Source organism: Microlunatus parietis, assembly GCF_013407955.1.
Taxonomy (GTDB): domain Bacteria; phylum Actinomycetota; class Actinomycetes; order Propionibacteriales; family Propionibacteriaceae; genus Microlunatus; species Microlunatus parietis.
The window spans coordinates 5092740-5119638 of record NZ_JACCBU010000001.1 but is presented as its reverse complement, the minus strand read 5'-3'; the positions used below and the strand labels follow the sequence as shown (position 1 = coordinate 5119638).

Genomic DNA, 26899 nt, shown 5'->3' with positions numbered 1-26899 from the left:
GGCCGGGGGTTTCGCCTTGTCAGGGCTGGTTCTCAGTCGTCGTACGTGTCGCAGGCGCCGACCACGTCGTAGCCGTAGGCCTGGCCGAACCAGCAGACCTCGTCGCCGGGCTGGTCGTCGACCTCGGCGGCCGGCACGCCCTCGAAGACCGGGATGTCGCCGGGAGGCGAATCCGGGTAGGAGAAGGACATCACCGTGGTGCCGTTCACGGTGAGCCGGCCGCCGAGGTCGGTCGGGTAGTAGCAGCGGACGGTGGGTCGCCGAGGAAGCGGGTCTCGTTCGGGTCGCTGACGGCGAAGCGCTCGACGTCGGAGCGGAGGCCGACGCAGTCGCCGGAGCCGGCGGGCGGCGTCGGCGTGATCAGGCAGCCGGACGCCTCGCGGGCGCCGGAGGAGTGCACCTCGAAGCAGATCTTCTCACCGCCCTGCAGGCCGGGCGCCTCGGCGGCGGAGAGAGTGCCGTCGACGGTCACGGTGCCCGCGCCGGTCGAGGTGGTGGTCTGCTTGACCTGTTGACCGTTCACCAGGAACCGCAGCGTGAACTCGGTCGGTGCGGTGCAGTCGAGGGTGCCGGTTCCGGTGAACGGTGCCGTACTGGTCTCGCTGCCGTTCAGGTCGATCGCCGAAGCCACACAGTTGGTCGGATCGGCGGCGGTCGGCTTCGCCTGGGCAGCCGTCACGGGCAGTACGCCCCCGAGCACGACGGCCAGCGCTCCGACGAGCGCCGAGATGATCTTGATGCGATGCACGATGCCTCCCACAGCCCGGAGCCCGGATCCGGCCCCACCACCAGCAGCACACCTCGCCGGATGATCATGTGTCAACGATCCACCAAGATCAACACGGGACCTTCGGCCGCCGTTCGATCGGCGTTCGCCCAACCGTCGGCGACAACGTCTTGCCCGCTAAGCGCCGGCCGGACTCGGCTGGTTGAGTTCCCGGATCGCCGCGACGGCCTGCGGGTCGTCGGATTGCAGCCGGCCCGCCCAGCCGGCGTTCTCCAGCGGGTAGTGATTCATCAGGATCAAGGTCTCACCGGTGTTGGCGATGCCACGGTAGGCCTCGTCGACGGCAGCGTGGATCTTCGCGGCCATCGTCCGCTTCGCCTCGAGACTGTCGAGCTCGGGGGCCTCGAGGAAACACAGCGGGCGTACGGGTTCCGCGCCGACGACGCCGTCCTGGGCGACGTTCTCGGCCGGATACTCCCGGAGCCAGATCCTGACGTCGGGAATGCGGTAGGCCTCGTCGATCGCCTCCGTGATCTTCTTCATCATCTTCTTCTTGCTGTCGACCTCGACCCCGATCGGGGCCTCGATGAGGAACTGCGGCATGTCGGATCTCCTGTTCTGACGATGGGTTGACTTGGAGACTACAACTTTACAGTTGGAATTACCAACTAATGACATGGACAGTCGGACCTACAGGTAGGCTGGTTCGCGTGGTGGGCAAGCGCAGGTACGACGACAGGTGCGCGGTGGCGCACGGCCTCGATCTGGTCGGGGAACGGTGGGCCCTGCTCGTGGTGCGGGACCTGCTGCTCGGCCCGAAGCGGTTCACCGATCTTCGAACCGGCATGCCGGGCGCCAGTCCGGACGTGCTGACGCAGCGGCTTCGGGAGCTCCAGGCCGCGGGAATCGTCCAGCGGCGCAAGCTCGCTCCGCCGGCCGGATCCTGGGTGTACGAACTGACCGCCTGGGGTTCCGAACTCGAGCCGATCGTGACCGCGCTCGGCCGGTGGAGCAGCCGCTCCCGGTCGATGCCCAGCGGCGCACCGATCAGCGTCGACTCGTTGATGCTCTCGCTCAGGGCGCTCTTCGACCCGGCCGCCGCGGACGGCTTCGCCGCGACCGTCGGCCTTCGGCTCGGCGAGGACCGCTTCCGGGTCCGGATCGAGGACGGGCGGATCGACGTGACCCGGGACGACGCCGTGGATGCGGACGTGACGGTCGACACCGATCCCGCCGTCCTCACCGCCCTGCTGCACGAGGGCCGGCGGCCGGCGGAGGCGGAGCGGTCCGGCGAGTTGCGGCTCGACGGTGACCGGGCAACGGCGCGGCGCTTCCTCAAGCTCTTCCCGCTGCCCGAGCCGGCCGGGCCGGCTGCCGACCCGGAATGAAGCTGTCGCACTGAGCAGGCGGCCCGATCCATCAATCCGCGGGAAGCGCCCCGTCGAGTTGTTGCTGCACGGCCGGAGCAACCTGGTCGACGAGTTCGTCGACCGGCAGCCCGGCGAGCGGCTCGACCCGCAGGATGTGCCGTACGACAGCGAGGCCGAGCAGCATGCCCAGAGCCAGCTCGATCCGCTGTTCCGCCCGCTCCCGGCCGATCACCGGAACCAGCCGCTCGACCACCATCGCGGTCAGGAACTCGCGGATCAGGGCCGCCACGGCCGCATCCGTGACCGCGGCCCGGAAGACGGCCTGCAGCCGCGGACCGGTGTCGGCCGACTCCCACATGCCGAGGAAGCCGGCCGCCAGCCGGCGCCCCAGCCCGTCCAGTCCCGCCGCCGCGAGTTGATCAAGGAACACCGCCGGGTCGAACGGCCACTCGATCACGGCCCGGAACAACCCCTCCTTGGAGCCGAAGTAGTGCACGACGAGCGACGGGTCGACCGAAGCCTCGGCCGCGATCGACCTGAGCGACGCGCGGGCGTACCCGACCTCGGCGAACCGTCGCCTGGCCGCGTCGAGCACCGCCTTCCGGGTATCCGGTCCGCCGGGCCTTCGTCCTCGCGCCATGCGTGTTATTCTACAAGTGTTGAATTACCAGGAAGGACCAGGGACATGGTGTTTTCCAGGAAGATCGCCGAACGCAATCGGGTCGGGCTCAACCGCTTCGCCCGGCACATCGCCGACCGGCTGCCGGGCTTCGGCATCGTGATCCATCGCGGTCGCCGGTCCGGCCGGGAGTTCCGTACCCCGCTCAACGTCTTCCGCGCCGACGACGGCTTTGTCATCGCGCTCACCTACGGGCCGGACGCGGACTGGGTGAAGAACGTGCTCGCCGGCGGCGGCTGCGACCTGCTGACCCGGGGCCGACGGTACGCACTGACCAACCCGCGCGTCGGGCGCGACGAGACCCGCCGGCACATGCCGAAGGTGTTCGTCAGCCAGGTGCTCGCCCTGGCCGACGTGAAGGACTTTCTCTATCTGGACCGGGTGCGCTAGAGGTAGAGGCCGGTGTTGCCGTCGGACAGCCGTTCGGCGGCGACAGCGTGCAGGTCCCGCTCCCGCAGCAGGACGTAGTCCTTGTTGCGCACCTCGACCTCGGCCCGGTCGGCCGGGTCGTACAGCACGCGGTCGTCCACCTTGACGGTCCGGACACCGGCACCGACCGCGACGACCTTGGCCCAGGCCAACCGCCGTCCGATGGACACGGTCGCCGGGATGACGATCCCTCCCCCGCTTCGGCGCTCCCCCGCCTCGCTCTCGGCCGAAACCAGGAGACGGTCGTGCAGCATCCGAATCGGCAGCGGGTCTGCGCTGCCTGTTTGATCAGCCACGAGTCAGCTTTTCCTCTTCCGTACGATCGCGCGGACGATGACCACGAAGGTGACGAAGCCGGCCACGGCCCCACCGATCACGGCGAGGCGCTCGGTCCGTACCCTCCCGTCCTCGTTGACGAACTGCGCCTTGGCGTTCTCCAGCTCGGCGGAGACCCAGTCCTTCAGGCCCGCGATCTGCCGCTGCTTGATCCGGGTCGGGTGCACCTGATCGATCAGCTGCTCCACGGAGTGACCGAGCCGCGCTCGAGCCGCCGCGAGGTCGGTTTCGATCTGGTCCCGCGTCCGCTCCGGGCGCTGCGCTTCCGTCGCCATCGCTGTTCCTCCTTCGACCGATTCTGCTGCGACCCCGTACCGTCAACCCGCAACAGCGTATTGCACCTGGCCCGTTGTGCAGGCCGTGCCCCGGCCGTGGCCGTGAAGTTCAGGCCGTAGGGTGCTCACCATGACCGAGCGACTGACCGCGGGCGACGCCGCGCCCGCCTTCTCCCTGCCCGACGCGGACGGCAAGCCGGTCTCGTTGTCCGACTTCGCCGGCCAACGGGTGATCGTCTACTTCTACCCGGCCGCGATGACCCCCGGCTGCACCACCCAGGCGGTCGACTTCACGGCCGCCGCTCCTGACCTGGACCAAGCCGGCCTGCAGGTCCTCGGCATCTCGCCGGACCCGGTCAAGAAGCTGGCCCAGTTCCGCGACACCGAGTCCGTGTCCTTCCCGCTGCTGTCCGACGAGGACAAGTCGACGCTGGAGGCGTACGCGTCGTTCGGCGAGAAGATGCTGTACGGGAAGTTGATCCAGGCCGTCATCCGCTCGACGTTCGTGATCGACGTGGACGGCGACGGCGACGGCACCATCGCCGTCGCGCAGTACAACGTGAAGGCGACCGGCCACGTCGCCAAGCTGCGACGCGATCTCGGAGTCTGATCAGGACGCCCCACGGGAGTGCCGAAGGCGGGACTCGAACCCGCACACCCGTGGGTACGGCATCCTAAGTGCCGCGTGTCTACCAGTTCCACCACTTCGGCTGGTGCCGGATCATCCTACCCAGGCTGTCGCTACTTGAGTTGGCCGCGGATGGCACCGCCCGGAAACGGCCCGTTGTGAACGTTGGCGTAGTAGTTGCGCGGGTCGGCCTTGATCGCCGAGGCCAGTTCCGTGCCGATCGTCGTGCAGCCGGCCGGGTCGGGTCCGGGCGCGCCGTCGACGTCCAGCGGGATGACCACGGGACCGGCGACCTGCCGTTTGCCGACGTGGATGTGCGCGGCGGTCGGAGCCTCGATGTCCTTCCAGGAGAGGGTCCAGCAGAACTCGGTTCCCTCCAGCGTGTAGGTGAAGAACCCGTGGCCGTCGGGGTCGGCGGCCTGTGTCTCCTGGCCGCCGCTCAACGGAATGGCCGGCGCGGCTGCCGCGGCCGGGCTACCGATGAAACCGGCCGTGACGATGGCCGCCGGGATGACGATCCGTGCGAGCTTGGACATGGCTCCTCCTCGATGAGCAGTCGATCCTCCCGTTCTACGCCGCTGCGCACCCCGGCGCCATAGCTGAGTCGACGGTCAGCCGGGAATCTTGTCCAGGAAGCCCCGGACGTCGCTGATCCGGCCCTGCTCGTCCAACACGATGACGTCGAAGCCGATCACGATCGGCTCGGCACCCTCGGGGCCCAGGCCCCACTGGAACCGGACCTGCCGGTGGTGGCCGTCGGGCTCGCCGACCGGGGTGAAGACGAAGCCCGGGAACTGCTGGCGGGCGCCGTCGATCACGGCGCTGATGCCCGCGTGGCCGGACACCTCGGCGAGCGGGTCCGTGTAGCCGACCGTCTCCGACCAGTGCTCGGCCAGCAGTCGGTCGCGGTCGGCGCCGTCGGCGTTCCAGGTGGCGAGGTAGGCCTTGACGATGTCGTTCATGATCTTGCTCCTTCGTGGTTCCGTGGTGTTGACGGGAGCAAGCCTGACCCGAGGTGGCGTCCACGGACCATGACCTCAGAGGTCATGACGGACCGGACCCGCGGAGTTAGGGTGGCGACCATGATCAGCACCGCCGAGCAGCGTCCGGTCGGGCCGCTGCTGCGCCAGTGGCGCGAGCGCCGTCGCTACAGCCAGCAGGAACTCTCCGACCGTTCGGACATCTCCACTCGGCACGTCAGCCGGGTCGAGACTGGCAAGGCCCATCCGACGGCGGAGATGATCATCCGGCTCGCCGACCATCTGGAGGTCCCGCTGCGGGACCGGAACCAACTGCTGCTGGCGGCCGGTTACGCGCCTCGCTACCAAGATCAACAGCTGGACAGCGCGGGCGTGTCGGTGGTGATGGACGGGCTGCGCCGGCTGCTCGACGCGCATCTGCCGTACCCGGCGCTGCTGCTCGATGATCACTGGGACGTGGTCGACTCCAACGCCGGTGTCGACCCGCTGCTGGCCGGCTGCGCGCCGGAGCTGTTGGAGCCGCCGATCAACGTGATCAGGCTCTCGGTGCACCCGGACGGCCTGGCGCCGCGGATCGTGAACTTCGATCGATGGACCGCGCACCTGCACCACCAGTTGGTGGCCCGGGCCGAGCGCACCCACGACCCTCGGCTCGAGGAATTGGCCGTCGAGGTCGAGTCGCGGCTTCGGCCGGCCGGCCGTCCGGTGATCACCGGTCCGGTGCTCGCCCTCGAACTGGCCGTCGACGGCGGGGTGCTGCGGCTGTTCAGCGTCTCGAGCCGGCTGACCACGGCGGCGGACGCGACCCTGGAGGGCCTGCACCTGGAGACGTTCGTGCCCGCGGACGAGGAGACCCGGCGCCGGTTCGCCCTGGCAGCGACCGACGCCGGGCCTTGAACCCGTATGGAGGGATCAGGGGTTGTTGGCGACCCCCTCGTCCACCGGCGTCGCGTTGGCCCCGGTGATCAGCGCGTACGTGAAGCCGGCGATCGCCGCCCCGATGATCGGCGCGACGATGAACAACCAGACCTGCGACAATGCCGCCCCGCCGGCGAACCAGGCGACGCCGAGGGAACGGGCCGGGTTCACCGAGGTGTTCGTGACCGGGATGCTGACCAGGTGGATCAGGGTCAGTCCGAGGCCGATCGCGATCGGCGCGAAGCCCTTCGGCGCCCGGTCGTCGGTGGCGCCGAGAATGATGTAGAGGAACACCGCGGTGAGCACCACCTCGATGATCAACGCCGCCAGCAGGCTGTAACCGCCCGGCGAACGATCACCGAACCCGTTGGTCGCGAACCCGCTCTCCACCGCGTTGAAGCCGTCCTTGCCGGCGGCGACGATGAACAACACCAGCCCGGCGAACGATGCGGCGACGATCTGGGTCACGATGTAGGGCAGCACACCCCTCCACTCGAATCGCTTCGCGATCGCCAGGCCGATCGTCACGGCCGGGTTGAAGTGGCCGCCGGATACGTGCCCGAAGGCGTACGCGCCGGTCAGCACGGTCAGGCCGAACGCCAGGGCGACGCCGACGAAGCCGATCCCGAGCTGGACTTGGGTGTTGGTGCCGGGATCGGCGGACAGGAACATCGCGGCCAGCACCGCGCTGCCGCATCCCCCGAAGACCAGCCAGAACGTGCCCAGGAACTCGGCGCCCAGTTTGGCGGCCAAGCGAGGCTCTGTCATGGAGATCTCCTCCTTGCCGTGGGCCCATCGGGATGACGGGCCCGATTCCGGCATTGTCAGCCGAGATCGCTGCTCAGGCAATGATTCAGGCGACGACCCGCCGATAACCGACCCAGGCGAAGCCGTCTCGCGGCTCCCGGGACAGCTCGCGCCACTCCTCCGGATCGATCACCGGGAAGGTGACGTCGCCCTCCGGCTCGGCATCCACCTCGGTCACGTCGAGGAACTCGGTACGGTCCCAGGCGGCCCGATAGATCTCGCCGCCGCCGGCGATGAAGATGATCGACTCCGGGTGCCGTTCGCGGGCCAGGGCGATCGCCCGGTCCAGGCCGTCGGCGGTGATCACGCCGTCGGCCCGCCAGTCCGGATCGCGGGTGATCACGATCGTGTGCCGGCCGGGCAGCGGGCGTCCGATCGACTCGTACGTCTTCCGGCCCATGATCAGCACGTGCCCGGTGGTGACCCGGCGGAACCGCTTCCAGTCCTCGGAGATCCGCCAGGGGATGTCCGGGCCGTTGCCGATCACGCTGTTGCGGGCGTACGCGGCGATCGCGACGATCGATCCGGGACCAGGCTCTTCGCGCATCAGACGGCGATCGGGGCCTTGATCCCCGGGTACGGGTGGTAGCCATCGATCGCGAAATCGGCCAGCGTGAACGCGTCGATGTCCTTGACGTCCGGGTTCATGATCAACTTCGGCAGCGGCCGCGGCTCCCGCTGCAGCTGGGTCTTGGCCTGCTCGACGTGGTTCAGGTAGAGGTGCGCGTCGCCCAGTGTGTGCACGAACTCGCCCGGGGCCAGGTCGCAGACCTGGGCGATCATGCTGGTCAGCAGCGCGTACGAGGCGATGTTGAACGGTACGCCGAGGAAGATGTCCGCGGACCGCTGATACAGCTGGCAGGACAGCCGCCCCTCGGCGACGTAGAACTGGAACATCGTGTGGCACGGCGGCAGCGCCATCTGGTCGAGATCGGCCACGTTCCAGGCGCTGACCAGGTGCCGCCGCGAGTCCGGATTCGTCTTAATCCCGTCGATCACCGCAGCGAGTTGATCAAGATGCCGACCGTCGTGGGTCGGCCAGGATCGCCACTGGTAGCCATAGATCGGGCCGAGGTCGCCGTCCTCGTCGGCCCACTCGTCCCAGATCGACACGCCCTGCTCCTGCAGCGGCCGGACGTTCGTCGAGCCGGCGATGAACCAGAGCAGCTCGGCGAAGATCGACTTGGTGTGCAACTTCTTGGTCGTCAGCAGCGGAAAACCTTGTGCCAGGTCGAACCGGAGCTGATAACCGAACGTGCTCAGGGTGCCGGTCCCGGTCCGGTCACCCTTCCGGACGCCGTTGGTCAGGACATGATCAAGAAGGTCGAGATAGGTCTTCACGTCCGGGCCCTTCCCAGTTCGTCGGTCAACACCTCGAGGATCGCCCGGACCGCCTTGCCGCGATGGCTGATCGCGTCCTTGGCCTCCCCGGTCAACTCGGCATTGGTCACCGTCTGCCCGTCGGTGACGAACAGCGGGTCGTAGCCGAAGCCGCGCACGCCGGCCGGCGACCGGAGCAGCCGCCCGTGCATCTCCCCGGTCCGTACGTGCTCGGTCCCGTCCGGAAGGACCAGCGCCATGGTGCAGACGAACCGTGCGGTACGGCGCTCGTCCGGCACGTCGTCCAGCTGCCGCAGCAGCAGCGCGTTGTTGTCCTCGTCGGTGGCGTCCGGCCCGGCCCAGCGCGCGGACCGTACCCCCGGCATGCCGTTCAGCACGTCGACGGCGATCCCGGAGTCGTCCGCGAGCGCCGGCAGGCCGGTCGCCGCCACACAGGCCCGGGCCTTGATCAACGCGTTGCCCTCGAAGGTCGGCTCGGTCTCGGCCGGCGGCGGGTAGTCCGCCACCTCGCCGAGCCCGTGCACCGTCACGTTCAGCCCGGCGGCGGCCACCAGTCGGCGCAGTTCGGCCAGCTTCTTCGGGTTGGCGGTGGCCAGGACGACGGACTCCATGTTCAACGACCCGCCAGGGCCTTCTCCTGCAGCCGGGTCAGCGCCACGCAGCCGGCGCTGCCGAGCTCGAGCAGGTCGTCCAGCGTGGTCCGGTCGAACGGCTTGCCCTCGGCCGTGCCCTGCACCTCGATGAACTCGCCGGCGCCGCTCATCACCACGTTCATATCCACCTCGGCGGCGGCATCCTCGGTGTAGCAGAGATCGAGCATCGGGTCGCCGCCGACCACGCCCACCGACACGGCGGCCACCGACCCGGTCAGCGGCTCGCCCGCCAGCAGGTTGCGGTGCCGCAGCCAGTCGACCGCGTCGGCCAGCGCGACGTATGCACCGGTGATCGAGGCGGTCCGGGTGCCGCCGTCGGCCTGCAGCACGTCGCAGTCGAGGACGATGGTGTTCTCGCCGAGCGCCTGGTAGTCGATCACCGCGCGCAGGCTGCGGCCGATCAGCCGGCTGATCTCGTGGGTCCGGCCGCCGACCCGACCCTTGATCGACTCGCGATCCGACCTGGTGTGGGTGGAGCGGGGCAGCATCGCGTACTCGCTGGTCACCCAACCGAGCCCGGAACCTTTCCGCCACCGCGGCACGCCCTCGGTCACGCTGGCCGCGATCAACACCCGGGTGTGGCCGAACTCGACCAGCACCGATCCCTCGGCGTGGTCCAGCCACCCCCGCGTGATCTTCACGTCGCGTAGCTGGTCGTTGGCCCGTCCGTCGGCTCGTATCGTCACGGCAGCCCACCCTAGTAGGGCGCAGCCCGGTGGAGGTACGGGAGGTGGGAATCGGCTGAGCTGGGACACTGGCGCGGTGACACAGCCCCAGACCGATGCCCCGCGGCTACCGCCCCGGGAGGCTTTGGACCGGCTACTGGCCGTGCTGCAGGCGGAGGGGTGGCAACCGGCCGTGGGCGGGTCGGGGCTGCTCGTCGCCCTCGGGCTGGCCGACGTCGCGCACGACTGGGACGTCACCGTCGATGCCCCGGCCGAGGCCGTGATCGCCGCGCTCGATCGCGCCGGACTGCCCTATCGCGACGGCACCAGGACGGACGGCGTCTACGGCACCGACCGCTGTCTCAAAGTCCATGATCACCTGGACCTGATGATCAACTTCGCCCTGCGCGGACCCGCCGGGATGGAGCCCTTGCCGACCCGGATCACCGGGACCTGGCATGGCATCCCACTGGCGGACCCGGCCGTCTGGGCGCGGGCGTACCGCCTGCTCGGCCGGACCGAGAAGGCCGACCTGCTGCAGGACTGGCTGGCCGCCCGCCGGCTCGGTTGATCAGGAGGTGTGGTCGGGGAAGCGGTGCACCTCCTGGGGCCAGTCGAGGGCGACCGCCATCCGGCCGGCCCAGTAGCGGGCCGCCTCGTCGTCCGGCACCTCGATGACACAGAATCCGCCGAGGTGCTCCTTCGTCTCGACGTACGGCCCGTCGGTGAAGATCGGCTTCCCGTCCCTGGCCTGGACGCTGCACACCACGGTCGAGGCATCGATGCCCCCGTTCTCGTACCGAAGGATGCCGACCTCCTTCATCTCGGCCGACACTGCGCGGACGGCGACGCCCTTCGCGGTGAGCTCCTCCGGCGTGTGCTTGGGCACCCACTCGTCGTTGAACGCGATCAGGTATTGCGGCACTGTCGTCTCCTCTCGGACCTGGCGACCCCGAACGGGCCGCTCGCCCACTCCACGAACGCCACGGTCCCGATCCGACACTCTCCCAGAAGTGGCTGCCGAAAATCGCTGGCTCGGCCAGGAATCCGCCACTATGGTGCGGCGGGTGAATCCACCCTCGGAGAGCCCGGAAGCCTCATAGCTCCGGGCAGGCCGCTGCCCACCGATCCGGTGCGCGGCGGCGTTGGCGTACCCGCCTCCGCGGACCGTGACGGTCCGCCTGCTCTGAGGGGAATCCTTCGTGATCACCGGAATTCCTCCGGTTCGTCGGTCTGCCCGCGACCGGATCGTTCCCGACCACACGGCCCGGCACGCGCTCGTGCTCCGGCCCGAGGTCGGCCGTGACCCGCCTCGACTCCTCGGTCATCGCATCCCCCGACACAAGGAGTTCGATCATGTCCAGTTCGATGTTTCGACGACGTTCCCGGTCCCGGGTCCGGCGGCACCGCGCGCAGTGGCGGCGGATCTCCGCCGTGCCGCTGACCCGGTGCGCCAACCCGGCCTGCGGTGAGCTGACCCCGAAGCACCAGGCCTGCCCGGCCTGCGGTCGCTACCAGGGTCGGCAGGTGCTGCCGCCGCGCGAGCCGTAGCCACTCGTCCGACGCGCCCGGACCGGGGCAGCTCGACCGAACCCGCGCAGCGCGGGGCCACGGCGAGCACCTGGTCCGGGGCGCGCCAGGGCCGCGGCTACAATATATGCATGGAGTATGGGTTACGGGTGGTGAACCTCCTGGGCGCGGTCGTTGTCGGTGTGCACGACCGCCTGGCGGAGGTCACCGAGGTCACGGCGGGTCGCGCCGGGGTGACTGCTGCGGCGCTGGCCACAGTGGCCCAGTACCCGGGATTGACGATCGAGCAGCTGCGGCGTTGCCTGGGCATCAGTCAGCCCGCGACGGTCCGGACGGTCGATGCCTTGCAGGCGGGCGGCCTGCTGGTCCGCGAGCCAGGAGCGGACCGCCGGTCGTTGGCGCTCCGACTCACCGAGGCGGGGCGGGAACGGGCCGGCCGTGTCCTGCGGGCGCGAGCCGAGGTTCTCGACCCCCTGCTCGAAGGGCTGGAGGACGCGGAGCGCCAGTCATTGGAGGCGACGCTGGAGCACGTCCTGAGCCGACTGACCACCAGCGCGCAGCGCGGCGACGAGATTTGCCGGCTCTGTGACATCGGCAGCTGCCCGCCGGCCAACTGCCCGGTTGAATGCGCCAGCCAGCGACACGAGCACGCCGACGAGGAGCGAAACGCATGATCAAGATCATCGGAGTGCCCTTCAACTCGGCGGGCACGGTCACCAGCGTCGCCGGCGGTCCGGCCGCACTGCTGAACGCGGGAATCATGCAGCGGTCGTGGGAGATGACGACCGACAGCATGCTGTACGTCGACGTCGGCACGCCGTCCCCCGTCCGCGACCCGTCGAGCGGGCTGCTGGCACTGGACTCGTTGATCACGATGACGGCAGCGGTACGACGTGCGGTGCCGCAGGCCCTGCGCGACGGACACTTCCCGCTCGTGCTGGGCGGCGACTGCTCGCTCCTGCTCGGGACGTTGAAGGGTGTGCAGGAGGAGCGCGGCGACGCCGGACTGCTCTTCGTGGACGGCCACGAGGACGCTTGGCCACCCCACGACAGCACCACGGGCGAGACGGCCGACTGCGAGCTCGGCCTGGCCCTCGGGCATCATCGCGAGGGCCTGGCCGCGGCCCTGATCACCCAGCTCCCCGACCTCGCCGCCGACCAGGTGGTCGCGCTCGGACCGCGCGATCACGCGGAACTCGACGAGCACCGGGTCAGCTCCCTCGCCTCGACGATCACGATGCTCACCGACGAACAGCTCCGCGGCCGAGCCGCGGAAGCGGCCGGTGACGCGGTGCGGGGTTTCCGAAGCGCCGGACTGCCGTGGTGGCTGCACGTGGATCTCGACGTGCTGACCACCGAGGCCCTGCCGGCCGTGGACTATCGCCAGCCCGGCGGCCTGAGCTGGGACGATCTGCTGGCCGTCACCACCGCCGGGTTGGCCAGCGGGTGCATCGGCCTGTCGCTCACGGACTACAACCCCGACCTCGATCCCGACAGGCACCAGGCCCACAAGATCATCGACTATCTCGCCGCTGCGTTCGCGACGGCCGAAGTGACATGAGCTGGCTGCTGCTGCTGGTGGCGATCGGCGGAGACGTCGCCGGCACCGTCGCGCTCGACCGGGTCGCCGCCAGCCGCCGACGCCGTGCCGCCGTGGCCCGCTTCGTCCTCGCCGCAGCGGCATACCTGGTCGGACTGTGGGCGTTCGCCCAGGCGTTACGAAGCGTCCCGACCGCCATTGCCGACGCCGTCTTCTTCTCCGGTGCCACCGCGGTGATCGCCGTCGTCGGCGTGGTCCGGCTCGGGGAGACCGTGACCCTGCGCAAGGTCGTCGGACTGGCCTTGATCATCATGGGCGTCAGCGTCCTGCGCCTCGGTGCCGGCCATGGCTGAAGCCGGACGGCACCGGAGCGCCGGAAAGGACCGTCGGCCGACCAGACGGGGCATCCAGGCGTGGACCGCACTCTTCCTCGCCATCGCCCTGGACGTCGTGCAGGTGTTTGCGCTGGACGCTTCGGCCGGGTTCACCCATCCCCTGCTCGCCACCGCCGCCATCCTGGCCTTTGTTGCCGAGCTCGTTCTCTTCACCCTGGCGCTGCGCCTGGTGCCGCCCACCAACGCCTACGCCCTGCTCGGCTTGAGCACCGCGGCCGTATCCGTCATCAGCATCGGTTGGCTCGGAGAGCAGATCACGATCATCAAGGCCCTCGCCCTGCTCGCCGTCATCGCCGGCTCCGTCCTGCTCAACGGCGACGCCCGAGCCGCGTCCGCCGGCTCTCCCCGCAGGACATCCCCCGGCTCCCCTGGAGCCAAGGCCTAGCCGATCGTCCAGCGCGCCCCGGACCGGGCCAGCTCGACCGAACCCGCGAAGTGCGGGGTCGCCTCGGCGAGCACCCGGTCCGGGTCGTGCCAGGGCGGGATATGGGTCAGCACCACGGCGCCGACGCCGGCGGCGCTGCCGAGCTCCGCGGCCTGCCGCCCGGACAGGTGCAGCCCGGCCGGGTTGTCCGGTCGGTCCAGGAACGACGCCTCGATCAGCAGCAGGTCGGCGCCGGAAGCCAGCTCGGTCAGCGCCGGCGACGGGCCGGTGTCGCCGGAGAACACCAGGGAGGCGCCGCTCCCGGCCCGCTCGGTGAGCCGGATCCCGTACGCCTCGACGGGGTGCGCAACCCGGGTCACGGTGACGTCGAACGGCCCGATCTGCTGGCTCGGCTGCCAGGTCCGGTAGTCGAAGTAGTCGGCGATGCCGCGGCCGGGTTCGGCCGGTTCGGTGCCGGGCGGCACCGCGACGTCGTAGGCGCGGACCAGCCGTTCAGCGGTGTCGGCCGGCCCGTAGACGGCGGCCGGCCGCCAGGGCGCGGTCGGCGAGTAGCTGGCGCCGACGTACAGGGCGCACAGGTCCAGACAGTGATCGGGGTGCAGATGGCTGAGCAGGACGGCCTCGACGTCGGCCGGGTCGACGTAGCGGTAGAGCGCCCCGAACGAGCCCGGTCCGAGGTCCAGCAGCAGCGAGAAGGTACGGCCCTCGTGGTCGGCCTGGACCAGATAGCTCGAGGCCGGCGACTCCGGGCCGGACCCGGAACCGCTGCACCCGACGACGGTCAGCTTCATGATCACCTTTCCTCAGCTGAACTGCTCCACGATGTTGATCATGCCGGGCATCAGCCGCTGTCCCAGCCGGGCGAACTGGTCCGGGCTGCCGGTGGTGAGGAACCGCGTGCTGCTCCGGCGCGGCGTCTCGTGCACCAACCCGAGCCGGGTCAGCACGGCGTACGCCTCCTTGGCGCACTCCTCCGCGCTGGACACCAGGGTCACGTCGCCGATCACGTACGAGATCACGCCGGTGAGCAGCGGATAGTGCGTGCAGCCCAAGATCAACGTGTCGATATCGGCCACCTGCAAGGGTTTCAGGTATTCCTCGGCGCAGGCCAGCAGCTCCGGCCCACCGGTGATCCCGGCCTCGACGAACTCGACGAACCGCGGGCAGGCTGCCGTGTGCAGCTCGACCTGCGGTGCCGCCGCGAACGCGTCGTCATACGACAGCGAGGTCGCCGTGGCCTCGGTGCAGATCACCCCGACCCGGCCCGTCCCGGTCGCCGCCACCGCGCGCCGTGCGGCCGGCAGGATCACTTCGACCACCGGCACCGGGTAGCGCTCCCGGGCGTCCCGCAGCACGGCCGAGCTGGCCGAGTTGCAGGCGATCACGAGCAGCTTGACGTCCTGCTCGACCAGGTGATCCAGGCACTCCAGCGCGTACTCGCGAACCTCGGCCAACGGCTTCTCGCCGTACGGGGCGCGGGCGGTGTCGCCCAGGTAGAGCACGTCCTCGTACGGCAACTGGTCCAGCACCGCCCGGGCGACGGTCAGCCCGCCGAACCCCGAATCGAAGATCCCGATCGGCGCCTGTGGATTCACTAGTACAGCGTAATGCTGCTCAGTCGGCGAACCAGAAGGAGTAGAGGTCGGCGTTCTCGATCGAGATCCGCAGCTTCACCTGCTGGCCGCGGAACTCGGACAGCTGCCGGCCGCCGCGCCAGGTGACCTCGGCGTCCAGCCGGTCGCCGGTGATCGGCACCGCCTGGTCGCGGCCGAAGCCGTCGATCACCCGGCCCTGCTCGTCGAGCACCTCGACCACGAGCTTCCCCTCCGGGCGGGCCGTCGCGTTCAGGTGCAGCCGCCCGGCCGGCACGGTGATCGGCTTCGTGATCAACTGGCCCGGGTCACCGACGCCACCGGCGGCGCCGTTGCTGAGCGACACCCAGCCGTCCCGGCGCCAACTGGCCAGGCCGATATGGGCCACGTGGCGGTCCCGGTTCGGATCGCTCCGGTCGGCGCCGCCATGCTCGTTGTTGAACGCCCCGTAGAGCAGGCTGACCGTCTCCGGCGTCACGTGCAGGGTGCTCGCGGTGTAGTGCGCGCCGTCGTTCCAGGCGCCGGGCGTCCCGGTCTTGATCACCGGCTCACGGACCGGCCGGTGCCAGTCGAGCAGATCCCGGGACGAGGCGACCTGGACCTCGACCGGGCCGTCGGCCGCCGACTTGTACTCGCCGGACGTGAAGTCGGTCAGCGAGAAGACCCAGGGGAAGCCGAGGTACGTGCTCTCGTACCGGATCGCCGGCATGCCGTAGATCTGGCCCTCCAGGCCGCCGAGCTGCTCGGCCCGTCCGTCGTCGGCGTAGTCGCCGCTGACCGCGAGCGTCGGCTCGGTCCAGGTGATCGCGTCCGGGCTGGTCGACACGAACGCCGACCGCTCGTAGGTGCCCGGCGTCCGCGCGGTGAACATCCGCTTCTTGATCGTCGCCACATACCGCTTGGTCACCGGATCCCAGGTCAGGTTGGAGACGTCGCCGTCCAGCAGCTGCGGCTTGGCGGTCGCCTCGGTCCAGGTGTAGCCGTCGGCGGAGAATCGGATGTAGTAGCCGAGGGTGTCGTTCACGGTGCCGGACCGGAAGACCAGCCCCGCGTAGCGACGATCGGCAGGAGCCTCCGGGTTGTAGGCGATCGTGCCGCCGCCCTCGTCGACGATGTTGGTCTTCGACGCCGGCAGGTCGCCGTACCCGACCGAGCCGCGGCCGAGCGGCTTGGTCCAGGTCTTCAGGTCCTTGGACTCGGCGTAGCAGAGGTGATAGTTCGGCGGCTGGTCGTTGTAGCACGTGTACCACATCCGGTACGTGGAGCCGATCTTGATCACCGAGCCGTAGATGTACGCGCTGTGCTCCCACGGCCGGTCCGCCCGCAGCACCGGGGTCGGCGACACCTTCGCCGGATGGACCACCCGGCCGACGTCGTGCGCCGACTCGATCCGATAGTCGTCCAGGAACAGTTCCCGCGCCCCGGTCAGCTGCGGGTCGTAGCCGGGCGCCGCGGCTTCAAGATCGACTTCGTCCCAGTACGAGACGCCGGCGGGGGCCTGGGTGCCGTAGATCAGCGCGGTCACGTGGGCCGCGGTCGGCGGCGCCTTGGCCGTCAGCGTGACCGTCTGCCAGGCTGGCGAAGGCTCGGGTACGACGTCGACGACGCCGACCCGGGCCCGGTTGAAGTCCCAGAACTCGAGGTAGAGCGACGCCGGGGTCCCGCTGCCGGTCTTGACCTTCGCGGTCAGCCGGTAGTCCCGGCCCGGCGTGGCGACGATCTTCTCCGTACGCACCGAGACCGACCCGGCGGCCGGGTCGGTCAGCTGCAGCGAGCCGAGCCCGGCGGTCCGGTCGGCGGCCCGGTTGATCACCACCGCTGACCCCTGCGGGCCGGTGACGGCCCAGCCGATCGGTTGCCCGGAGCCGTTGCCCGCATCGAATCCGGGGTTGGCCAGCAGCGGTGCCGGCATTCCGACGACCCGCTGCGGCAGCGTCTGCGCCTGGGCCGTCGCCAGGACGAGCACCCCTGCGATCGCGATAGCGGCGACCGTCCTTCGGGTACGCCTTCTCCAGGTCATGATCAGTCCCCTCGCCGGTCTCCGACACCGATCACGCGAACACGAAACGGTGTGCCACGTCACGAATGATCGTGATCGCGGCATCGTTCCATGTCAAGGACGAGGAGCGCCGGTGATCATGAACCGCCGAGGTACTGGCCCACCCGGGTGAAGAAGTGGAACGTCGACATGGCGCCCTGGATGATCGTCACAAACTCCCGGTCATGGGTCTGGAACACCTGCCGCCCCTGCGGCGAGAACGGGTCCGGCGGCTCGAACTCGAACGCGATCCGGCGTGCCTCCTGCTGGGCCTGCTCCAGCGACGGGAAGGCCTGCTCGACGCCGTACTCGATCAAGGTCGGCGGCTTCGCCGAACCCTGGTTCGAGAACTCCACCAGCACGTAGAACATGTTCTCGGGGCTGGGTTGAGAGCTCTGGCCCGGTTCGTAGACAGGGAATTCGGTCACCTCGGGAGCGTAGCGTCAGGTCAGGACCACCAGACCAGGCGCGCACCGGTGAATTCGGCCCGGCGCCCGTCGTCGGCGGTGTCCTCGTCGTGCGCCCGTTCCCGGACCAGCAGGAAGCCGAGCCGGCCCTGCCGCGCCTTGCCGAGCACCCGGGTCACGTCGAGCCGGGCGACTCCCGGCTCGGCCGGTGCGGTCAGCTGACCGGCCGGGAAGGCCTCCCGACCGACCGAATCCGCCCGGACTTCGTCGGGATCGAGACAAGGCGCCGACTCCCAGGTCAACTCGTCGCCGGCCCAGTCGGTCCGGCTCAGGGCGTAGACCTGGAAGGTCAGCGGCGACCCGTCACCGGCGGCGCCGTCGAGCTCCAGGATCGCGGACCGGGCCTCGGCGGGCGCCTCGAACGCGAGATAGCCGACGCCGGGCGCGGCAGTGCCGCCGCGACCGACCGGCAGCGTCGCCGTCGCACCGCCGGGAGTCAGCCCGACGGTGGCGAAGGGCTGCCGCCGCCGCGGCGCCGAGCGACGCTCCAGCAACGTGATCAGCCAGACGCAGTCGGCCGGCTGGTTCGCCGTGATCACTCCGGACTCCGGCACCGTGTCCACCATGATCACGTCGCCGCTGTGGACGGCGCTCACCTCGCGAATGATCACGGTGGCGCCGGCGGCGCGGACCGGCGAGCCGGACAGGTCGATCGTCAGCGGATGGGCGGCCTCGGAGGACCGATGCGGCAGCCACAGGGAGCAGCGTCCGAGATCTCGATCATGGGACGCGACCATCGCGCCGGGCATGATCGCCGGGCCGGCGGACGTGACGCTTGCCGCCAGCACGACCCGCCCGTCCCGGGCCGCGAACCGGTCGGCGAACATCCGGTTCGCCTCGGCCGCCTTCTTGGCCCCGCGGATGTTGTAGTCGCCCGCGTTCTCGACGTAGTAATGCCCTGTCCCGTAAGGGATCCCGTTGGCCCGCACCGTGTTGTCGAACTTGAAGCAGATCATTCCCTCGGCGCCACCGGTCAGGGTCGCGCCCCAGATCTCGGCCAGGTCGCTGAAGATCATCGGGGTGTTCAGGTCGTCGCCGCTGGTCTCGAAGGCTCCGGTGTTGCGACGGTTGAACTCCGAGTACACGATCGGCAACGCCACGCCGGTCGGCGTGTACTCGCGCATCTTCGCCCGCATCATCTCGAGCTCGTACGTGTACGTCGCCGCCGTCTTGTTGTACAGATGGGTGTCGAACACGTCGAACAGGTCATGATCAACGGTGTCGCCGTGGTAGTCGGTGCGCAGGTTGCGCAGACAGATCTCGCCCCAGCCGTGTTCATCGTCGCGGGCGTCGGCGTCCGGGTCGGCGTCCATGTGGTAGTCGGCACCGGTCTGTGAGGCGTGCGTGATCACCGGCGCCTGCACGATCGCCCGGAGCTTCCTGCCGTGCTCGGCGTTGACATCCGCGATCGCCGCCCGGATCGCGTCCGCGGCGATCTGCAGTCCGCGGATGTAGACGGTCTGGTCGACGATGTCGTCGGCCGCGCTCGGGTGATCGGGTTCGTTGACGAAGTTGTACCGCTCGACGCCCCACCGGGACGCCAGGTGGTGGGTGAAGGCGTAGTGCTTCTGCCACATCAGCCAGAGTCCGGACCACGGCGAGTTCCAGCGGAACTCCGCCGCCTCCATGATCGGCGTGATCCCGAGCCGGTGCAGCCGGTCGATCTGGTAGTCGAGGTTGTAGTGGTTGGTCGTCGGGTAGATCTGGGTGGACCAGACCTGGCGCAGCGCCCGCCAATCGATGTATCGGTCGGAATCCTTGCGCAGCAGGGATTTCCGGGCATCGAAGTCGTCGATCGTCTCGACGCCGGACCCCGGGTCGAACGCGCTGTCCGGGCACCAGGCGGACAGGTTGGCGAAGAACCGGACCGCGTTCACCGCGGCGTACTCGATCCAGGCCGCCGTGTTGCCGTTCGGCATGAAGTGCCCGGTGTTGAAGCCGACCAGCGGCATCCCGCGGCCCGCGACGGCACCGACCCGCACCGTGATCCCCTCGGCCGCGGCGTGCGCGGTGCCGGCCGCGAGCGCTGCACCTGCGGTGCCGGCCGCGCTGACGGCCAGGAACTGTCGACGGTTGAACGGAGGCATGTTGATCACTCCCCGGATGCGGCCACTGTGCCGTGCTTCACCTCGAACGCGGCTCAACGTATCACCGCGCATTCAAGATCGGCAAGCGCTTACCGCAATTGGTGGACAGGGGGCGCCACGTCAGTCGTCCCCTGGCCGGTCGAAGGGCCAGGCCAGCCGCACCAACGCCGCCAACCTGCGTGGGATTGTCGACATCCCGACGTCAGATCGGCTTCAGCGCGTGGGTTTGTCGACAACAGCACCTTCAGGGAGGTCGGGCGGTCCTGCCCAGGGCGCGGAGCCGGTCAGTCCAGGAGGTCTTCGATCGCCCTGAGCTCGTCGAAGATCAAAGCCCCACGTTCCCCTGAGCCTGTGCAGGGCAAGGCCCCACGCTCCCTAAGCCCGGATCCACCAGGACCCGTTGCTTCCTGGCCGTGCTCGATGTCGCGATTTCTCTCGGCATCGAACGGAACTGCGCGGTACAACGTTGCACCCTCTCGTGCGAAGAGAAATCGCGACATCCCTGCCCGGACTCCCGTTCGCGTCGCCCTGCCTTGCCCTTCGACAGCTCAGGGATCGTGGGGCTGGCCCGGTCCAGTCGCTGATGCTGAGGCAGCCGTCGGACCTGGCTTGCCCGCTCGACAGGCTCAGGGCGCGGTGGTGGGGATCGGCGCTTCGATGAGGTTCGGGGCACGAGTCCCGGCTTCATCCAGGGAGCGTCGGAGCTCCGGGTGCGTCGCACAGTTCTCCGACCGTCACCTTGAGGTAGAACTGGCTCACGGCTCCCTCGATGATCACCACGAACTCCCCTTCCCCGGTCCGGAACACGTGCCGGTCCTGGGGCAGGCGCGGGTCGGGCGGATCGAACTCGAAGGCGGCTCGCTCCGCCTCGGCAACCGCCCCGGCCAGGTCGGTCGCGCCGTCGCCATAGAGCTCGATGATGGTCGGTGGCATGGCCCCGCCGTGGTTCGAGTATTCGACGAGCACCTGCCACCGCCGTTCCTGCTGCACTTCCTGCGCAGCGGCCTGCTCAGCGGCGCCGACGAGTTCGGCGGGGACGTACGAGGGGTAGTGGGTCATGGGCCCCGAGGGTAGGGCGATTCAGGCCCAGACCTGGCCGTCCAGCAGTTCCTCGGCGGTGTCCAGGTCCGTGTCGTACGCGCCGGTGGACAGGTACTTCCAGCCGCCGTCGGCGATGATCACGACGATGTCGGCGGTCTCGCCGGCCTTCAGCGAACGCGCGGCCTGGGCCAGGGCGGCGTGCAGGACGGCGCCGGTGGACAGGCCGGCGAAGATGCCCTCGGTCTCCAGCAGTTGGCGGACCCGGCGGATGGCGTCGCGGGCGCCGACCGAGAACCGGCCGGTGACGTACTTCTCCTCGTACAGCTCCGGGACGAAGCCCTCGTCGAGGTTGCGCAGGCCGTAGACGAGTTCGCCGTAGCGCGGCTCGGCGGCGATGATCTTGACCGACGGTCGGTGCTCGGCGAAGTAGCGCCCGATCCCCATCAGCGTCCCGGTGGTGCCGAGCCCGGCCACGACGTGAGTCACCTCGGGCAGGTCGGCGGCGATCTCGGGAGCCGTACCGGCGTAGTGCGCGTCGGCGTTGGCCCGGTTGCCGTACTGGTAGAGCATCACCCAGTCCGGATGCTCCGCGGCGAGCTTCTTGGCCACGCTGACCGCCTGGTTGGAGCCGCCGGCCGCGGGCGAGGAGACGATCTCCGCGCCCCACATGGCGAGCAGCTGCTTACGTTCGGCGGACGTGTTCTCCGGCATCACGCAGACCAGCCGGTAGCCCTTGAGCTTGGCCGCCATGGCCAGGGCGATGCCGGTGTTGCCGCTGGTCGGTTCCAAGATCGTGCAGCCGGGCCGCAGCGTCCCTTCGGACTCGGCCGCGTTGATCATGGACAGCGCCGCCCGGTCCTTGATCGATCCGGTCGGGTTGCGGTCCTCGAGCTTGGCCCAGAGCCGGACGCCCTCCCCCGGCGACAACCGGGGCAGCCCGACCAGGGGCGTGTTGCCGACCGAGGCGGCGAGCGACGCGTACCGGGTCATCGGCCGGTCAGCCTCCGGCGACGGCCGGCAGGACGACGATCACGTCGCCGTCGGCGACCGGCGAACCGAGCCCGCCGGTGAACCGTACGTCCTCGTCGTTCACGTAGACGTTGACGAAACGGCGGATGCCCGCCTCCTCGACCAGCCGGTCCTTCAGTCCCGGGTGCCGGCTCTCCAGGTCGTCGATCACCCGCTCGACGGTGTCACCGGTGCCCTGCACCTGCTTCTGCCCGTCCGTGTACGTCCGCAGAATGGTCGGAATCCTGATCTCGACGGCCATTCGCCTTCTCCTTCGCTCGCCCGCCGGTGCGGGTCCCACTTCGTCAGCAACACCCTCGCCGGGCCGGGCTATTCCCGGTACGCGATCTCCTCTTCGGTGACCTCGCCGTCCACGATGCGATACGACCGCACCGAGACCGGCCCGTCGCCGTTGCCGCTGTCCGCGGTCGACACCAGCAGGTAATGGGCCTGTGGCTCGGCGGCGAGGGAGATGTCGGTCCGCGACGGGTAGGCCTCGGTCGCCGTGTGCGAGTGGTAGACCACGACGATCTCGTGGTCCTGCTCGAACATCTCGTTGGCCAGCTGCTTGTGCTCGGTCGAATCGAACTCGAAGAACGTCGGCGACCGCGCGGCGTTGGTCATCCGGACCAGCCGCACCGGATCGTCGGAGCCCTCCGGCCCGGTGATCACGCCGCAGGCCTCGTCCGGATGATCTTGCTTGGCGTGCGCGATGATGTCATCGACCAGGTCACGGCGAATCGTCAGCACAGAGGCGGAGCCTAGTCGGGCCGGTCCCCCTCCGGCGCCGCGCCCGCATCCTGAGACTCGTCACGGGCTGCCGCTGCCTTCGCCTGGCGCCGGCTCTGCTTGATCCCGGTGATCAGCGAGATGCCGATGATCAAGGCGAGGCTGACCCACAGCGCGTACTTGTCGACGGTGAGCACGATGTCGACCGCCCACTGGCCGAGCTGGAAGCCGAGCCCGGCCACCAGACCGGTGATCAACAACGCACCGAGCGCGTCCAGCAGCAGGAACGTCAGCAGCCGCATCCCGGTCCAGCCGGCGATCGCGAACACCAGCGCGGACGGGATGCCGGGCAGCATCGCCAGCACGACCGCGGACCTGACCAGCCACGGGTTCAGATCGTGCGCCCGCCCGGCGATCCGCTTCGCCCGCTCCCCGTTGGCGAACAGTTTGATGATGCCGCGGCCCCACTGCCGCCCGGTCCACCAGAACAGCCAGTCGAATTTGATCATGCCCACGACGCCGGCGAAGATCACCTGCCAGAGCGGGATCTCGCCGATCCGGGCGAAGGCCGCGGCCGCACCGATGGAGGCGTACCCGCCGGTCAGGAACTCCAGCAGCACCGGGTGGGACGCGAGCAGGAAGGGCTTCAGCGGCATCATCGCGAACCCGTACCCGATCAGGGCGATGATCGCGATCAGCAGCGCCTTGTCCAGCCGGCTCGCCTTGCCCTCCCAGGGCGCCAGGTCCCGCCAGCTGGTCGGCGGGCCGGATTCGGTGGTCGTCACCCGCTCACCGGTCCAGGGCCATGATCATGGTCTCCTGGGCGAACCCCAGCCACTCGTACACGCTGGCCATGAAGGCCCGCGGATCGTGCGGCGGGATCGAGGCGATCTCCTCCGCGGCCCCCGCATCCGTGACACCGAGCCGGGTGGCGACCGCGAGCCGGACGCTGGTCAGGGTGCGCAGCCAGGCGTCGGTCTCCTGGGCCGGGATCCGGAGCGGGTTGCGGCCGTGGTCGGTCTCGCCGAGTCGCCGCAGCACCGCCATGGCCTCGGTCACCTTGGTCGCCCGCAGGTCCCGCTCGGTGAACCGGCGGAAGTCGGCGGCGGCGTCCGCATCGGCGGGGTACGCGTTCGGGAACAGCCGTTTCAGCACCGGATCGGCCGGCTCGGTCGTCTCGTCGGTCTGCTCCAGCTCCCGGGTCCACTGGGCGAACGAGTCGTCCGCCGGGCCCGAATACTGCTCCGGCTCCCCCTCGGACACCATCTCGACCAGCTGGCCGACCAGCGAGGCCAGCAGCTCGACCTCGTCGGCGCTGAGCGTCGTGACGATCGTGCCGCCCTTGCGCTTGAACCTCTGCAAAGTGTTACCCAGTTCCCTTTACTGTTCGGCGCGGTCGAGCGTCGCCCAGAGCCCGTACTCGTGCATCGCCTTGACGTCGCGCTCCATCGCCTCCCTGGTCCCGCTGGCCACGATCGCCTTGCCGTCGTTGTGCACCTGCAGCATCAACCGCTCGGCCTTGGCCTTCGGATAGTGGAAGTACGTGACGAAGACATGGGTGACGTACGACATCAGGTTGACCGGATCGTCCCAGACGATCGTCACCCAGGGGATGTCCTGAGCGGTGTCCTCGACCGGACGCTCGGCGATCGCGGTCCCTCCGGCCGGCGTGACGACCGGACCCTCGGTTTGCGACATGCCGCCATTGTGTCAAAGGCCGAGCCGAGGAGACGAAACCGCCGGGTTGGCAGCCGGTACGAGAGCGCCGACCTCCAGCAGCCAGTCGTCCAGCAACCCGGCCAGCCGGCCGACCAGTTCGGGCTCCGCGGCCGCCCGGTCGTCCCGCTCGCCCACTTCGGCGGCCAGGTCGTAGAGCGCCTGCCGGCCGTCCTCGTACCAGCGGATCAGCTTCCAGCGACCTTCGCGGACCGCCGCGCCGGGCGTGCCGCCCTGGTTGGAGTAGTGCGGGTAGTGCCAGAACAGCGGCCCGCGGTCGAACGGCTGCCCGTAGGCGGCCGGAGCCAGATCGACCCCGTCCGGCCGGTGCCAGGCCGGCGGCTCGACGCCGGCCAGCCCGAGCAGGGTCGGGTAGAGGTCCGGCGTGCTGGTCAGCGCGTCGGTCTCCAGCGGCTCGACGCCGGGGCCGCTGACGATCAGCGGGACGCGCAGCCCGCCGTCCTCCATCCAGCCCTTGCCCTCGGCCAGTGGCGCGTTGCAGGTCGGCGAGCCCTCCGCGGTGGCCAGGCCGCCGTTGTCGGACGTGAAGACGATCACGGTCCGGTCCAGCTGGCCGGTCCGCCGCAGTGCCTCGACGATCGCGCCGACGCTGTCGTCGAGGGTCTCGATCATGGCCGCGTAGCCGGGATGGGAATGCCGCGTTCGCCGACGCACCCGGATCCCGTCCAGGTGCCAGGCCGGCATCGGCTCACCGTCGACGAGCGGCTCGGTGTCCAGGCCGAGCCGGTCGGCCTTGGCGCGGTACTTGTCGATCAACGGCTGCGGCGCCTGGATCGGCGTGTGCACGGTGTAGTGCCACAGGTTGAGGAAGAACGGCCGCTGTTGATCATGCTCGTCGATCAGCCGGACCGCCTCGTCGGTGAGCCGGCCGGTCAGGTATTCGCCGACCGGGCCGTCGGCCAGCGTCGGGATCCCGTACGGGCTGAAGTAGCTCGGTGGGTGACCGAGGCCGCAGCCGCCGACGTTGACCGCGAAGCCGTGCGTCTCGGGCGAGGTGAGCCGCTCGCCCAGATGCCATTTGCCGACATGCCAGGTGGCGTAGCCGCCGTCGGCCAGCGCCCGGGCCAGCGAGTGCTCGTTGCGCGGCAAGCCGTGGAAGTACGGCACGTCGGCCAGCCGGCCCACCGCGTGCCCGCCGATGAAGTTGGTCACGCCGACCCGGGCCGGCCACTTGCCGGTCATCAGCGCCGCCCGGCTGGGCGAGCAGACCGGCGCGGCCGCGTAGGCCTGGGTGAACCGGGCACCGCCGGCCGCCAGCGCGTCCAGGTGCGGCGTCTCGTAGAAGTCCGACCCGTAGCAGCTGAGATCGGTCCAGCCGAGGTCGTCGACCAAGATCACGATCAGGTTCGGCGTCACTTCGGTGATCCTGACACAGCGCCCGCGAACACGTCGGCCGGGAAGCGGCCCCACATCCCTTCCAGGGCGGTGTTGCTGAGGCTCACGATGGTGATCTTGCGCTCCAGGTCGACGGCCCAGCTGTGCCCGAACACGCCGCCCCAGGTGATCGAACCGGCCGACAGCGGGCTACCCTCGGCGGCCGGGTCGACGATCACCGACCAGCCGCGGCCGAAGCCGCCGGTCACCCCGGGCGCGACCTCGCGGGCGGTCCGGGACGGCAGCATCCCGGCCACCGTCTCCGCGGTGAGGATCGGGCCGCCGCCGGTCCGGATCGCCTCCAGGAACGTCAGCAGGTCGCCCGCCGGGCCGGCCATCCCGGCACCGCCGGCCGGGAACTGGTTCGCGTCGAGAATCCGCTCGGGCGACATCCGGAGCAGGCCCAGTTCGCCGAACGGCACCGGGTTCGTCTCGAGCAGCCGGGTCGGCTCCGGCTCGCCGTCCGCGTACGGAACGGCCAGGTTCTCGTCGCTCTCGACAGCGAACCGGGCGGACAGGCCGAGCGGACCGGTGATCAGCTCGGCCACGACATCGGGCAGCGGCCGGCCGGTCGCGGCTTCGATCACGGCGCCGAGCACGTCGTAGCCGACCGAGTACTCCCAGTCCGTGCCGGGCGGGAACAACAACGGGACTCCGGCGATCCGGGCGACGTTGTCGGCCAGCGTCAGTCCGGTCCGGTCCAGGCCGTCGGAGATGCCGGCCGCCGGGTAGTCCCCGGTCGGGTCGCCGAAGCCGTACCGGAGACCGGCGGTGTGCAGCAGCAGGTGGTCGACCGTGATCTCGGGGCGGGTGCCGTCGGCGAGCGCCGGCCGGAAGTCGGGCAGCCAGCGGGTGACCGGGCTGGTCAGGTCCAGCTCGCCGCGCTCGACCAGGGCCAGCGTGGTCGTGGCCGTGACGGGCTTGCTCAGTGACGACCAGCGGAACCAGGTCTGTTCCGTCATCGGGCGGCCGGTCTCCCGGTCGGCCAGCCCGGCCGCGCGCCGGTACGCGAGCTCGCCGTCCTTCGCGATCAGCACCACCGTGCCGACGATCCGCCGCTCCGCCAGCGCGTTGTCGATCGCCGCGTCCACCGCATCCCAAGTCATCCGAAGTCCTCTCGTCGGATGCCATGAACCACAAGGCCACGGGCGGCATTCCCGGCCGCCGC

The 26899-nt window shown here is 69.8% G+C and carries 38 protein-coding genes and 1 tRNA gene; 10 read left to right on the top strand and 29 right to left on the bottom strand.

The window, feature by feature from the left end; genetic code table 11:
- Positions 1-32: 32 nt before the first annotated feature.
- The 3 genes from BKA15_RS24680 to BKA15_RS24670 form a co-directional block, all read right to left on the bottom strand.
- Positions 33-209 (bottom strand): hypothetical protein, encoded by a 177-nt coding sequence (locus BKA15_RS24680; protein WP_179755313.1) that lies wholly within the window; start codon positions 207-209, stop codon positions 33-35.
- Complete coding sequence (locus tag BKA15_RS24675; RefSeq protein ID WP_179755311.1) at positions 206-748, bottom strand: hypothetical protein; 543 nt, start codon at positions 746-748, stop codon at positions 206-208. The genes BKA15_RS24680 and BKA15_RS24675 overlap by 4 nt, the downstream gene beginning before the upstream one ends.
- A gap of 156 nt (positions 749-904) precedes the next feature.
- On the bottom strand, positions 905-1330 hold the full coding sequence (locus tag BKA15_RS24670) for a tautomerase family protein (protein ID WP_179755309.1): 426 nt from the start codon (positions 1328-1330) through the stop codon (positions 905-907).
- A 107-nt stretch (positions 1331-1437) separates the two neighbouring features.
- On the opposite strand from BKA15_RS24670, the gene BKA15_RS24665 reads away from it, so the two are divergent.
- A complete protein-coding gene (locus BKA15_RS24665) occupies positions 1438-2115 on the top strand; it encodes a winged helix-turn-helix transcriptional regulator (RefSeq protein WP_179755307.1) in 678 nt (225 codons plus the stop codon).
- 31 nt (positions 2116-2146) lie between these two features.
- On the opposite strand, the gene BKA15_RS24660 is transcribed toward BKA15_RS24665, so the two are convergent.
- Positions 2147-2737: a TetR/AcrR family transcriptional regulator gene (locus BKA15_RS24660; RefSeq protein ID WP_179755305.1), complete on the bottom strand. Its 591-nt coding sequence runs from the start codon at positions 2735-2737 to the stop codon at positions 2147-2149.
- A 45-nt stretch (positions 2738-2782) separates the two neighbouring features.
- Between BKA15_RS24660 and BKA15_RS24655 the strand changes: the two genes are divergently transcribed.
- The gene (locus BKA15_RS24655; protein ID WP_179755303.1) at positions 2783-3166 is read left to right on the top strand and encodes a nitroreductase family deazaflavin-dependent oxidoreductase; all 384 of its coding nucleotides are present in this window, start codon (positions 2783-2785) and stop codon (positions 3164-3166) included.
- Here the strand turns inward: BKA15_RS24655 and BKA15_RS24650 are convergent.
- Together BKA15_RS24650 and BKA15_RS24645 are read right to left on the bottom strand one after the other, a co-directional pair.
- Complete coding sequence (locus BKA15_RS24650) at positions 3163-3459, bottom strand: GroES family chaperonin (RefSeq protein WP_179758682.1); 297 nt, start codon at positions 3457-3459, stop codon at positions 3163-3165. The genes BKA15_RS24655 and BKA15_RS24650 overlap by 4 nt on opposite strands.
- Positions 3460-3504: 45 nt before the next feature.
- Positions 3505-3816 (bottom strand): DUF3618 domain-containing protein, encoded by a 312-nt coding sequence (locus BKA15_RS24645; RefSeq protein WP_179755301.1) that lies wholly within the window; start codon positions 3814-3816, stop codon positions 3505-3507.
- Positions 3817-3946: 130 nt separating this feature from the next.
- Here BKA15_RS24645 and bcp point away from each other — a divergent pair, with 130 nt between their 5' ends.
- A complete protein-coding gene (gene bcp / locus BKA15_RS24640; RefSeq protein ID WP_179755299.1) occupies positions 3947-4426 on the top strand; it encodes a thioredoxin-dependent thiol peroxidase in 480 nt (159 codons plus the stop codon).
- A gap of 19 nt (positions 4427-4445) precedes the next feature.
- Here the strand turns inward: bcp and BKA15_RS24635 are convergent.
- The 3 genes from BKA15_RS24635 to BKA15_RS24625 all read right to left on the bottom strand — a co-directional run bounded on the left by BKA15_RS24635 (position 4446) and on the right by BKA15_RS24625 (position 5406).
- Positions 4446-4527 (bottom strand) — tRNA-Leu (locus BKA15_RS24635).
- Positions 4528-4557: 30 nt separating this feature from the next.
- Positions 4558-4980 (bottom strand): CHRD domain-containing protein, encoded by a 423-nt coding sequence (locus BKA15_RS24630; protein ID WP_179755297.1) that lies wholly within the window; start codon positions 4978-4980, stop codon positions 4558-4560.
- A gap of 75 nt (positions 4981-5055) precedes the next feature.
- Positions 5056-5406: a nuclear transport factor 2 family protein gene (locus BKA15_RS24625; RefSeq protein WP_179755295.1), complete on the bottom strand. Its 351-nt coding sequence runs from the start codon at positions 5404-5406 to the stop codon at positions 5056-5058.
- 120 nt (positions 5407-5526) lie between these two features.
- Here BKA15_RS24625 and BKA15_RS24620 point away from each other — a divergent pair, with 120 nt between their 5' ends.
- Entirely contained in the window at positions 5527-6321 is a 795-nt protein-coding gene (locus BKA15_RS24620) for a helix-turn-helix domain-containing protein (protein ID WP_179755293.1), read from the top strand.
- Positions 6322-6336: 15 nt separating this feature from the next.
- On the opposite strand, the gene aqpZ is transcribed toward BKA15_RS24620, so the two are convergent.
- The 5 genes from aqpZ to rph all read right to left on the bottom strand — a co-directional run bounded on the left by aqpZ (position 6337) and on the right by rph (position 9829).
- Positions 6337-7110, bottom strand: coding sequence for an aquaporin Z (aqpZ, locus tag BKA15_RS24615; protein ID WP_179755291.1), 774 nt, complete (start codon positions 7108-7110; stop codon positions 6337-6339).
- 85 nt (positions 7111-7195) lie between these two features.
- Positions 7196-7696 carry a dihydrofolate reductase gene (locus tag BKA15_RS24610; RefSeq protein WP_179755289.1) on the bottom strand — a complete coding sequence of 167 codons (501 nt, stop codon included), beginning with the start codon at positions 7694-7696 and terminating at the stop codon, positions 7196-7198.
- The gene (locus BKA15_RS24605; RefSeq protein ID WP_179755287.1) at positions 7696-8490 is read right to left on the bottom strand and encodes a thymidylate synthase; all 795 of its coding nucleotides are present in this window, start codon (positions 8488-8490) and stop codon (positions 7696-7698) included. The genes BKA15_RS24610 and BKA15_RS24605 overlap by 1 nt, the downstream gene beginning before the upstream one ends.
- Positions 8487-9101, bottom strand: coding sequence for an RdgB/HAM1 family non-canonical purine NTP pyrophosphatase (gene rdgB, locus BKA15_RS24600; RefSeq protein WP_179755285.1), 615 nt, complete (start codon positions 9099-9101; stop codon positions 8487-8489). Before rdgB ends, BKA15_RS24605 begins: the two co-directional genes overlap by 4 nt.
- Positions 9102-9103: 2 nt before the next feature.
- Positions 9104-9829, bottom strand: a complete 726-nt coding sequence (gene rph, locus BKA15_RS24595) for a ribonuclease PH (RefSeq protein ID WP_179755283.1) — start codon at positions 9827-9829, stop codon at positions 9104-9106.
- Positions 9830-9905: 76 nt separating this feature from the next.
- On the opposite strand from rph, the gene BKA15_RS24590 reads away from it, so the two are divergent.
- Positions 9906-10379, top strand: coding sequence for a hypothetical protein (locus BKA15_RS24590; RefSeq protein ID WP_179755281.1), 474 nt, complete (start codon positions 9906-9908; stop codon positions 10377-10379).
- On the opposite strand, the gene BKA15_RS24585 is transcribed toward BKA15_RS24590, so the two are convergent.
- A complete protein-coding gene (locus tag BKA15_RS24585) occupies positions 10380-10733 on the bottom strand; it encodes a YciI family protein (protein ID WP_179755279.1) in 354 nt (117 codons plus the stop codon). It lies immediately after the preceding gene.
- Positions 10734-11164: 431 nt separating this feature from the next.
- Here BKA15_RS24585 and rpmF point away from each other — a divergent pair, with 431 nt between their 5' ends.
- The 5 genes from rpmF (at position 11165) to BKA15_RS24560 (ending at position 13658) form a co-directional block, all read left to right on the top strand.
- A complete protein-coding gene (rpmF, locus tag BKA15_RS24580; protein WP_246322417.1) occupies positions 11165-11359 on the top strand; it encodes a 50S ribosomal protein L32 in 195 nt (64 codons plus the stop codon).
- 110 nt (positions 11360-11469) lie between these two features.
- A complete protein-coding gene (locus BKA15_RS24575) occupies positions 11470-12012 on the top strand; it encodes a MarR family winged helix-turn-helix transcriptional regulator (protein WP_179755277.1) in 543 nt (180 codons plus the stop codon).
- Positions 12009-12899 (top strand): arginase family protein, encoded by an 891-nt coding sequence (locus BKA15_RS24570; protein WP_179755275.1) that lies wholly within the window; start codon positions 12009-12011, stop codon positions 12897-12899. Before BKA15_RS24575 ends, BKA15_RS24570 begins: the two co-directional genes overlap by 4 nt.
- On the top strand, positions 12896-13231 hold the full coding sequence (locus BKA15_RS24565; RefSeq protein ID WP_179755273.1) for a DMT family transporter: 336 nt from the start codon (positions 12896-12898) through the stop codon (positions 13229-13231). The genes BKA15_RS24570 and BKA15_RS24565 overlap by 4 nt, the downstream gene beginning before the upstream one ends.
- The gene (locus BKA15_RS24560; RefSeq protein WP_179755271.1) at positions 13224-13658 is read left to right on the top strand and encodes a DMT family transporter; all 435 of its coding nucleotides are present in this window, start codon (positions 13224-13226) and stop codon (positions 13656-13658) included. The genes BKA15_RS24565 and BKA15_RS24560 overlap by 8 nt, the downstream gene beginning before the upstream one ends.
- On the opposite strand, the gene BKA15_RS24555 is transcribed toward BKA15_RS24560, so the two are convergent.
- The 14 genes from BKA15_RS24555 to BKA15_RS24490 all read right to left on the bottom strand — a co-directional run bounded on the left by BKA15_RS24555 (position 13655) and on the right by BKA15_RS24490 (position 26837).
- Positions 13655-14449 (bottom strand): MBL fold metallo-hydrolase, encoded by a 795-nt coding sequence (locus BKA15_RS24555; RefSeq protein WP_179755269.1) that lies wholly within the window; start codon positions 14447-14449, stop codon positions 13655-13657. The two genes, BKA15_RS24560 and BKA15_RS24555, sit on opposite strands and share 4 nt — an antisense overlap.
- Before the next feature lie 12 nt (positions 14450-14461).
- The gene (gene murI, locus BKA15_RS24550) at positions 14462-15253 is read right to left on the bottom strand and encodes a glutamate racemase (RefSeq protein ID WP_179755267.1); all 792 of its coding nucleotides are present in this window, start codon (positions 15251-15253) and stop codon (positions 14462-14464) included.
- A 19-nt stretch (positions 15254-15272) separates the two neighbouring features.
- A complete protein-coding gene (locus BKA15_RS24545) occupies positions 15273-17270 on the bottom strand; it encodes a hypothetical protein (protein WP_179755265.1) in 1998 nt (665 codons plus the stop codon).
- Positions 17271-17386: 116 nt separating this feature from the next.
- Positions 17387-17716, bottom strand: a complete 330-nt coding sequence (locus BKA15_RS24540; protein ID WP_179755263.1) for a hypothetical protein — start codon at positions 17714-17716, stop codon at positions 17387-17389.
- A 20-nt stretch (positions 17717-17736) separates the two neighbouring features.
- Positions 17737-19842, bottom strand: a complete 2106-nt coding sequence (locus BKA15_RS24535) for a twin-arginine translocation signal domain-containing protein (protein WP_179755261.1) — start codon at positions 19840-19842, stop codon at positions 17737-17739.
- Between the two features lie 684 nt (positions 19843-20526).
- Positions 20527-20901, bottom strand: a complete 375-nt coding sequence (locus BKA15_RS24530) for a hypothetical protein (RefSeq protein WP_179755259.1) — start codon at positions 20899-20901, stop codon at positions 20527-20529.
- Positions 20902-20922: 21 nt separating this feature from the next.
- Positions 20923-21873, bottom strand: coding sequence for a PLP-dependent cysteine synthase family protein (locus BKA15_RS24525; RefSeq protein WP_179755258.1), 951 nt, complete (start codon positions 21871-21873; stop codon positions 20923-20925).
- Between the two features lie 7 nt (positions 21874-21880).
- Positions 21881-22153 (bottom strand): MoaD family protein, encoded by a 273-nt coding sequence (locus BKA15_RS24520; RefSeq protein WP_179755256.1) that lies wholly within the window; start codon positions 22151-22153, stop codon positions 21881-21883.
- Between the two features lie 68 nt (positions 22154-22221).
- Positions 22222-22641, bottom strand: coding sequence for a M67 family metallopeptidase (locus BKA15_RS24515; RefSeq protein ID WP_179755254.1), 420 nt, complete (start codon positions 22639-22641; stop codon positions 22222-22224).
- 11 nt (positions 22642-22652) lie between these two features.
- Complete coding sequence (locus BKA15_RS35820; RefSeq protein WP_179755252.1) at positions 22653-23405, bottom strand: DedA family protein; 753 nt, start codon at positions 23403-23405, stop codon at positions 22653-22655.
- 4 nt (positions 23406-23409) lie between these two features.
- Positions 23410-23982: a DUF2017 domain-containing protein gene (locus tag BKA15_RS24505; protein WP_179755250.1), complete on the bottom strand. Its 573-nt coding sequence runs from the start codon at positions 23980-23982 to the stop codon at positions 23410-23412.
- A gap of 18 nt (positions 23983-24000) precedes the next feature.
- On the bottom strand, positions 24001-24318 hold the full coding sequence (gene clpS, locus BKA15_RS24500) for an ATP-dependent Clp protease adapter ClpS (RefSeq protein WP_179755247.1): 318 nt from the start codon (positions 24316-24318) through the stop codon (positions 24001-24003).
- Positions 24319-24330: 12 nt separating this feature from the next.
- On the bottom strand, positions 24331-25713 hold the full coding sequence (locus tag BKA15_RS24495) for a sulfatase (RefSeq protein ID WP_218871558.1): 1383 nt from the start codon (positions 25711-25713) through the stop codon (positions 24331-24333).
- A complete protein-coding gene (locus tag BKA15_RS24490; RefSeq protein WP_179755245.1) occupies positions 25710-26837 on the bottom strand; it encodes a serine hydrolase domain-containing protein in 1128 nt (375 codons plus the stop codon). Before BKA15_RS24490 ends, BKA15_RS24495 begins: the two co-directional genes overlap by 4 nt.
- Positions 26838-26899: the final 62 nt, after the last annotated feature.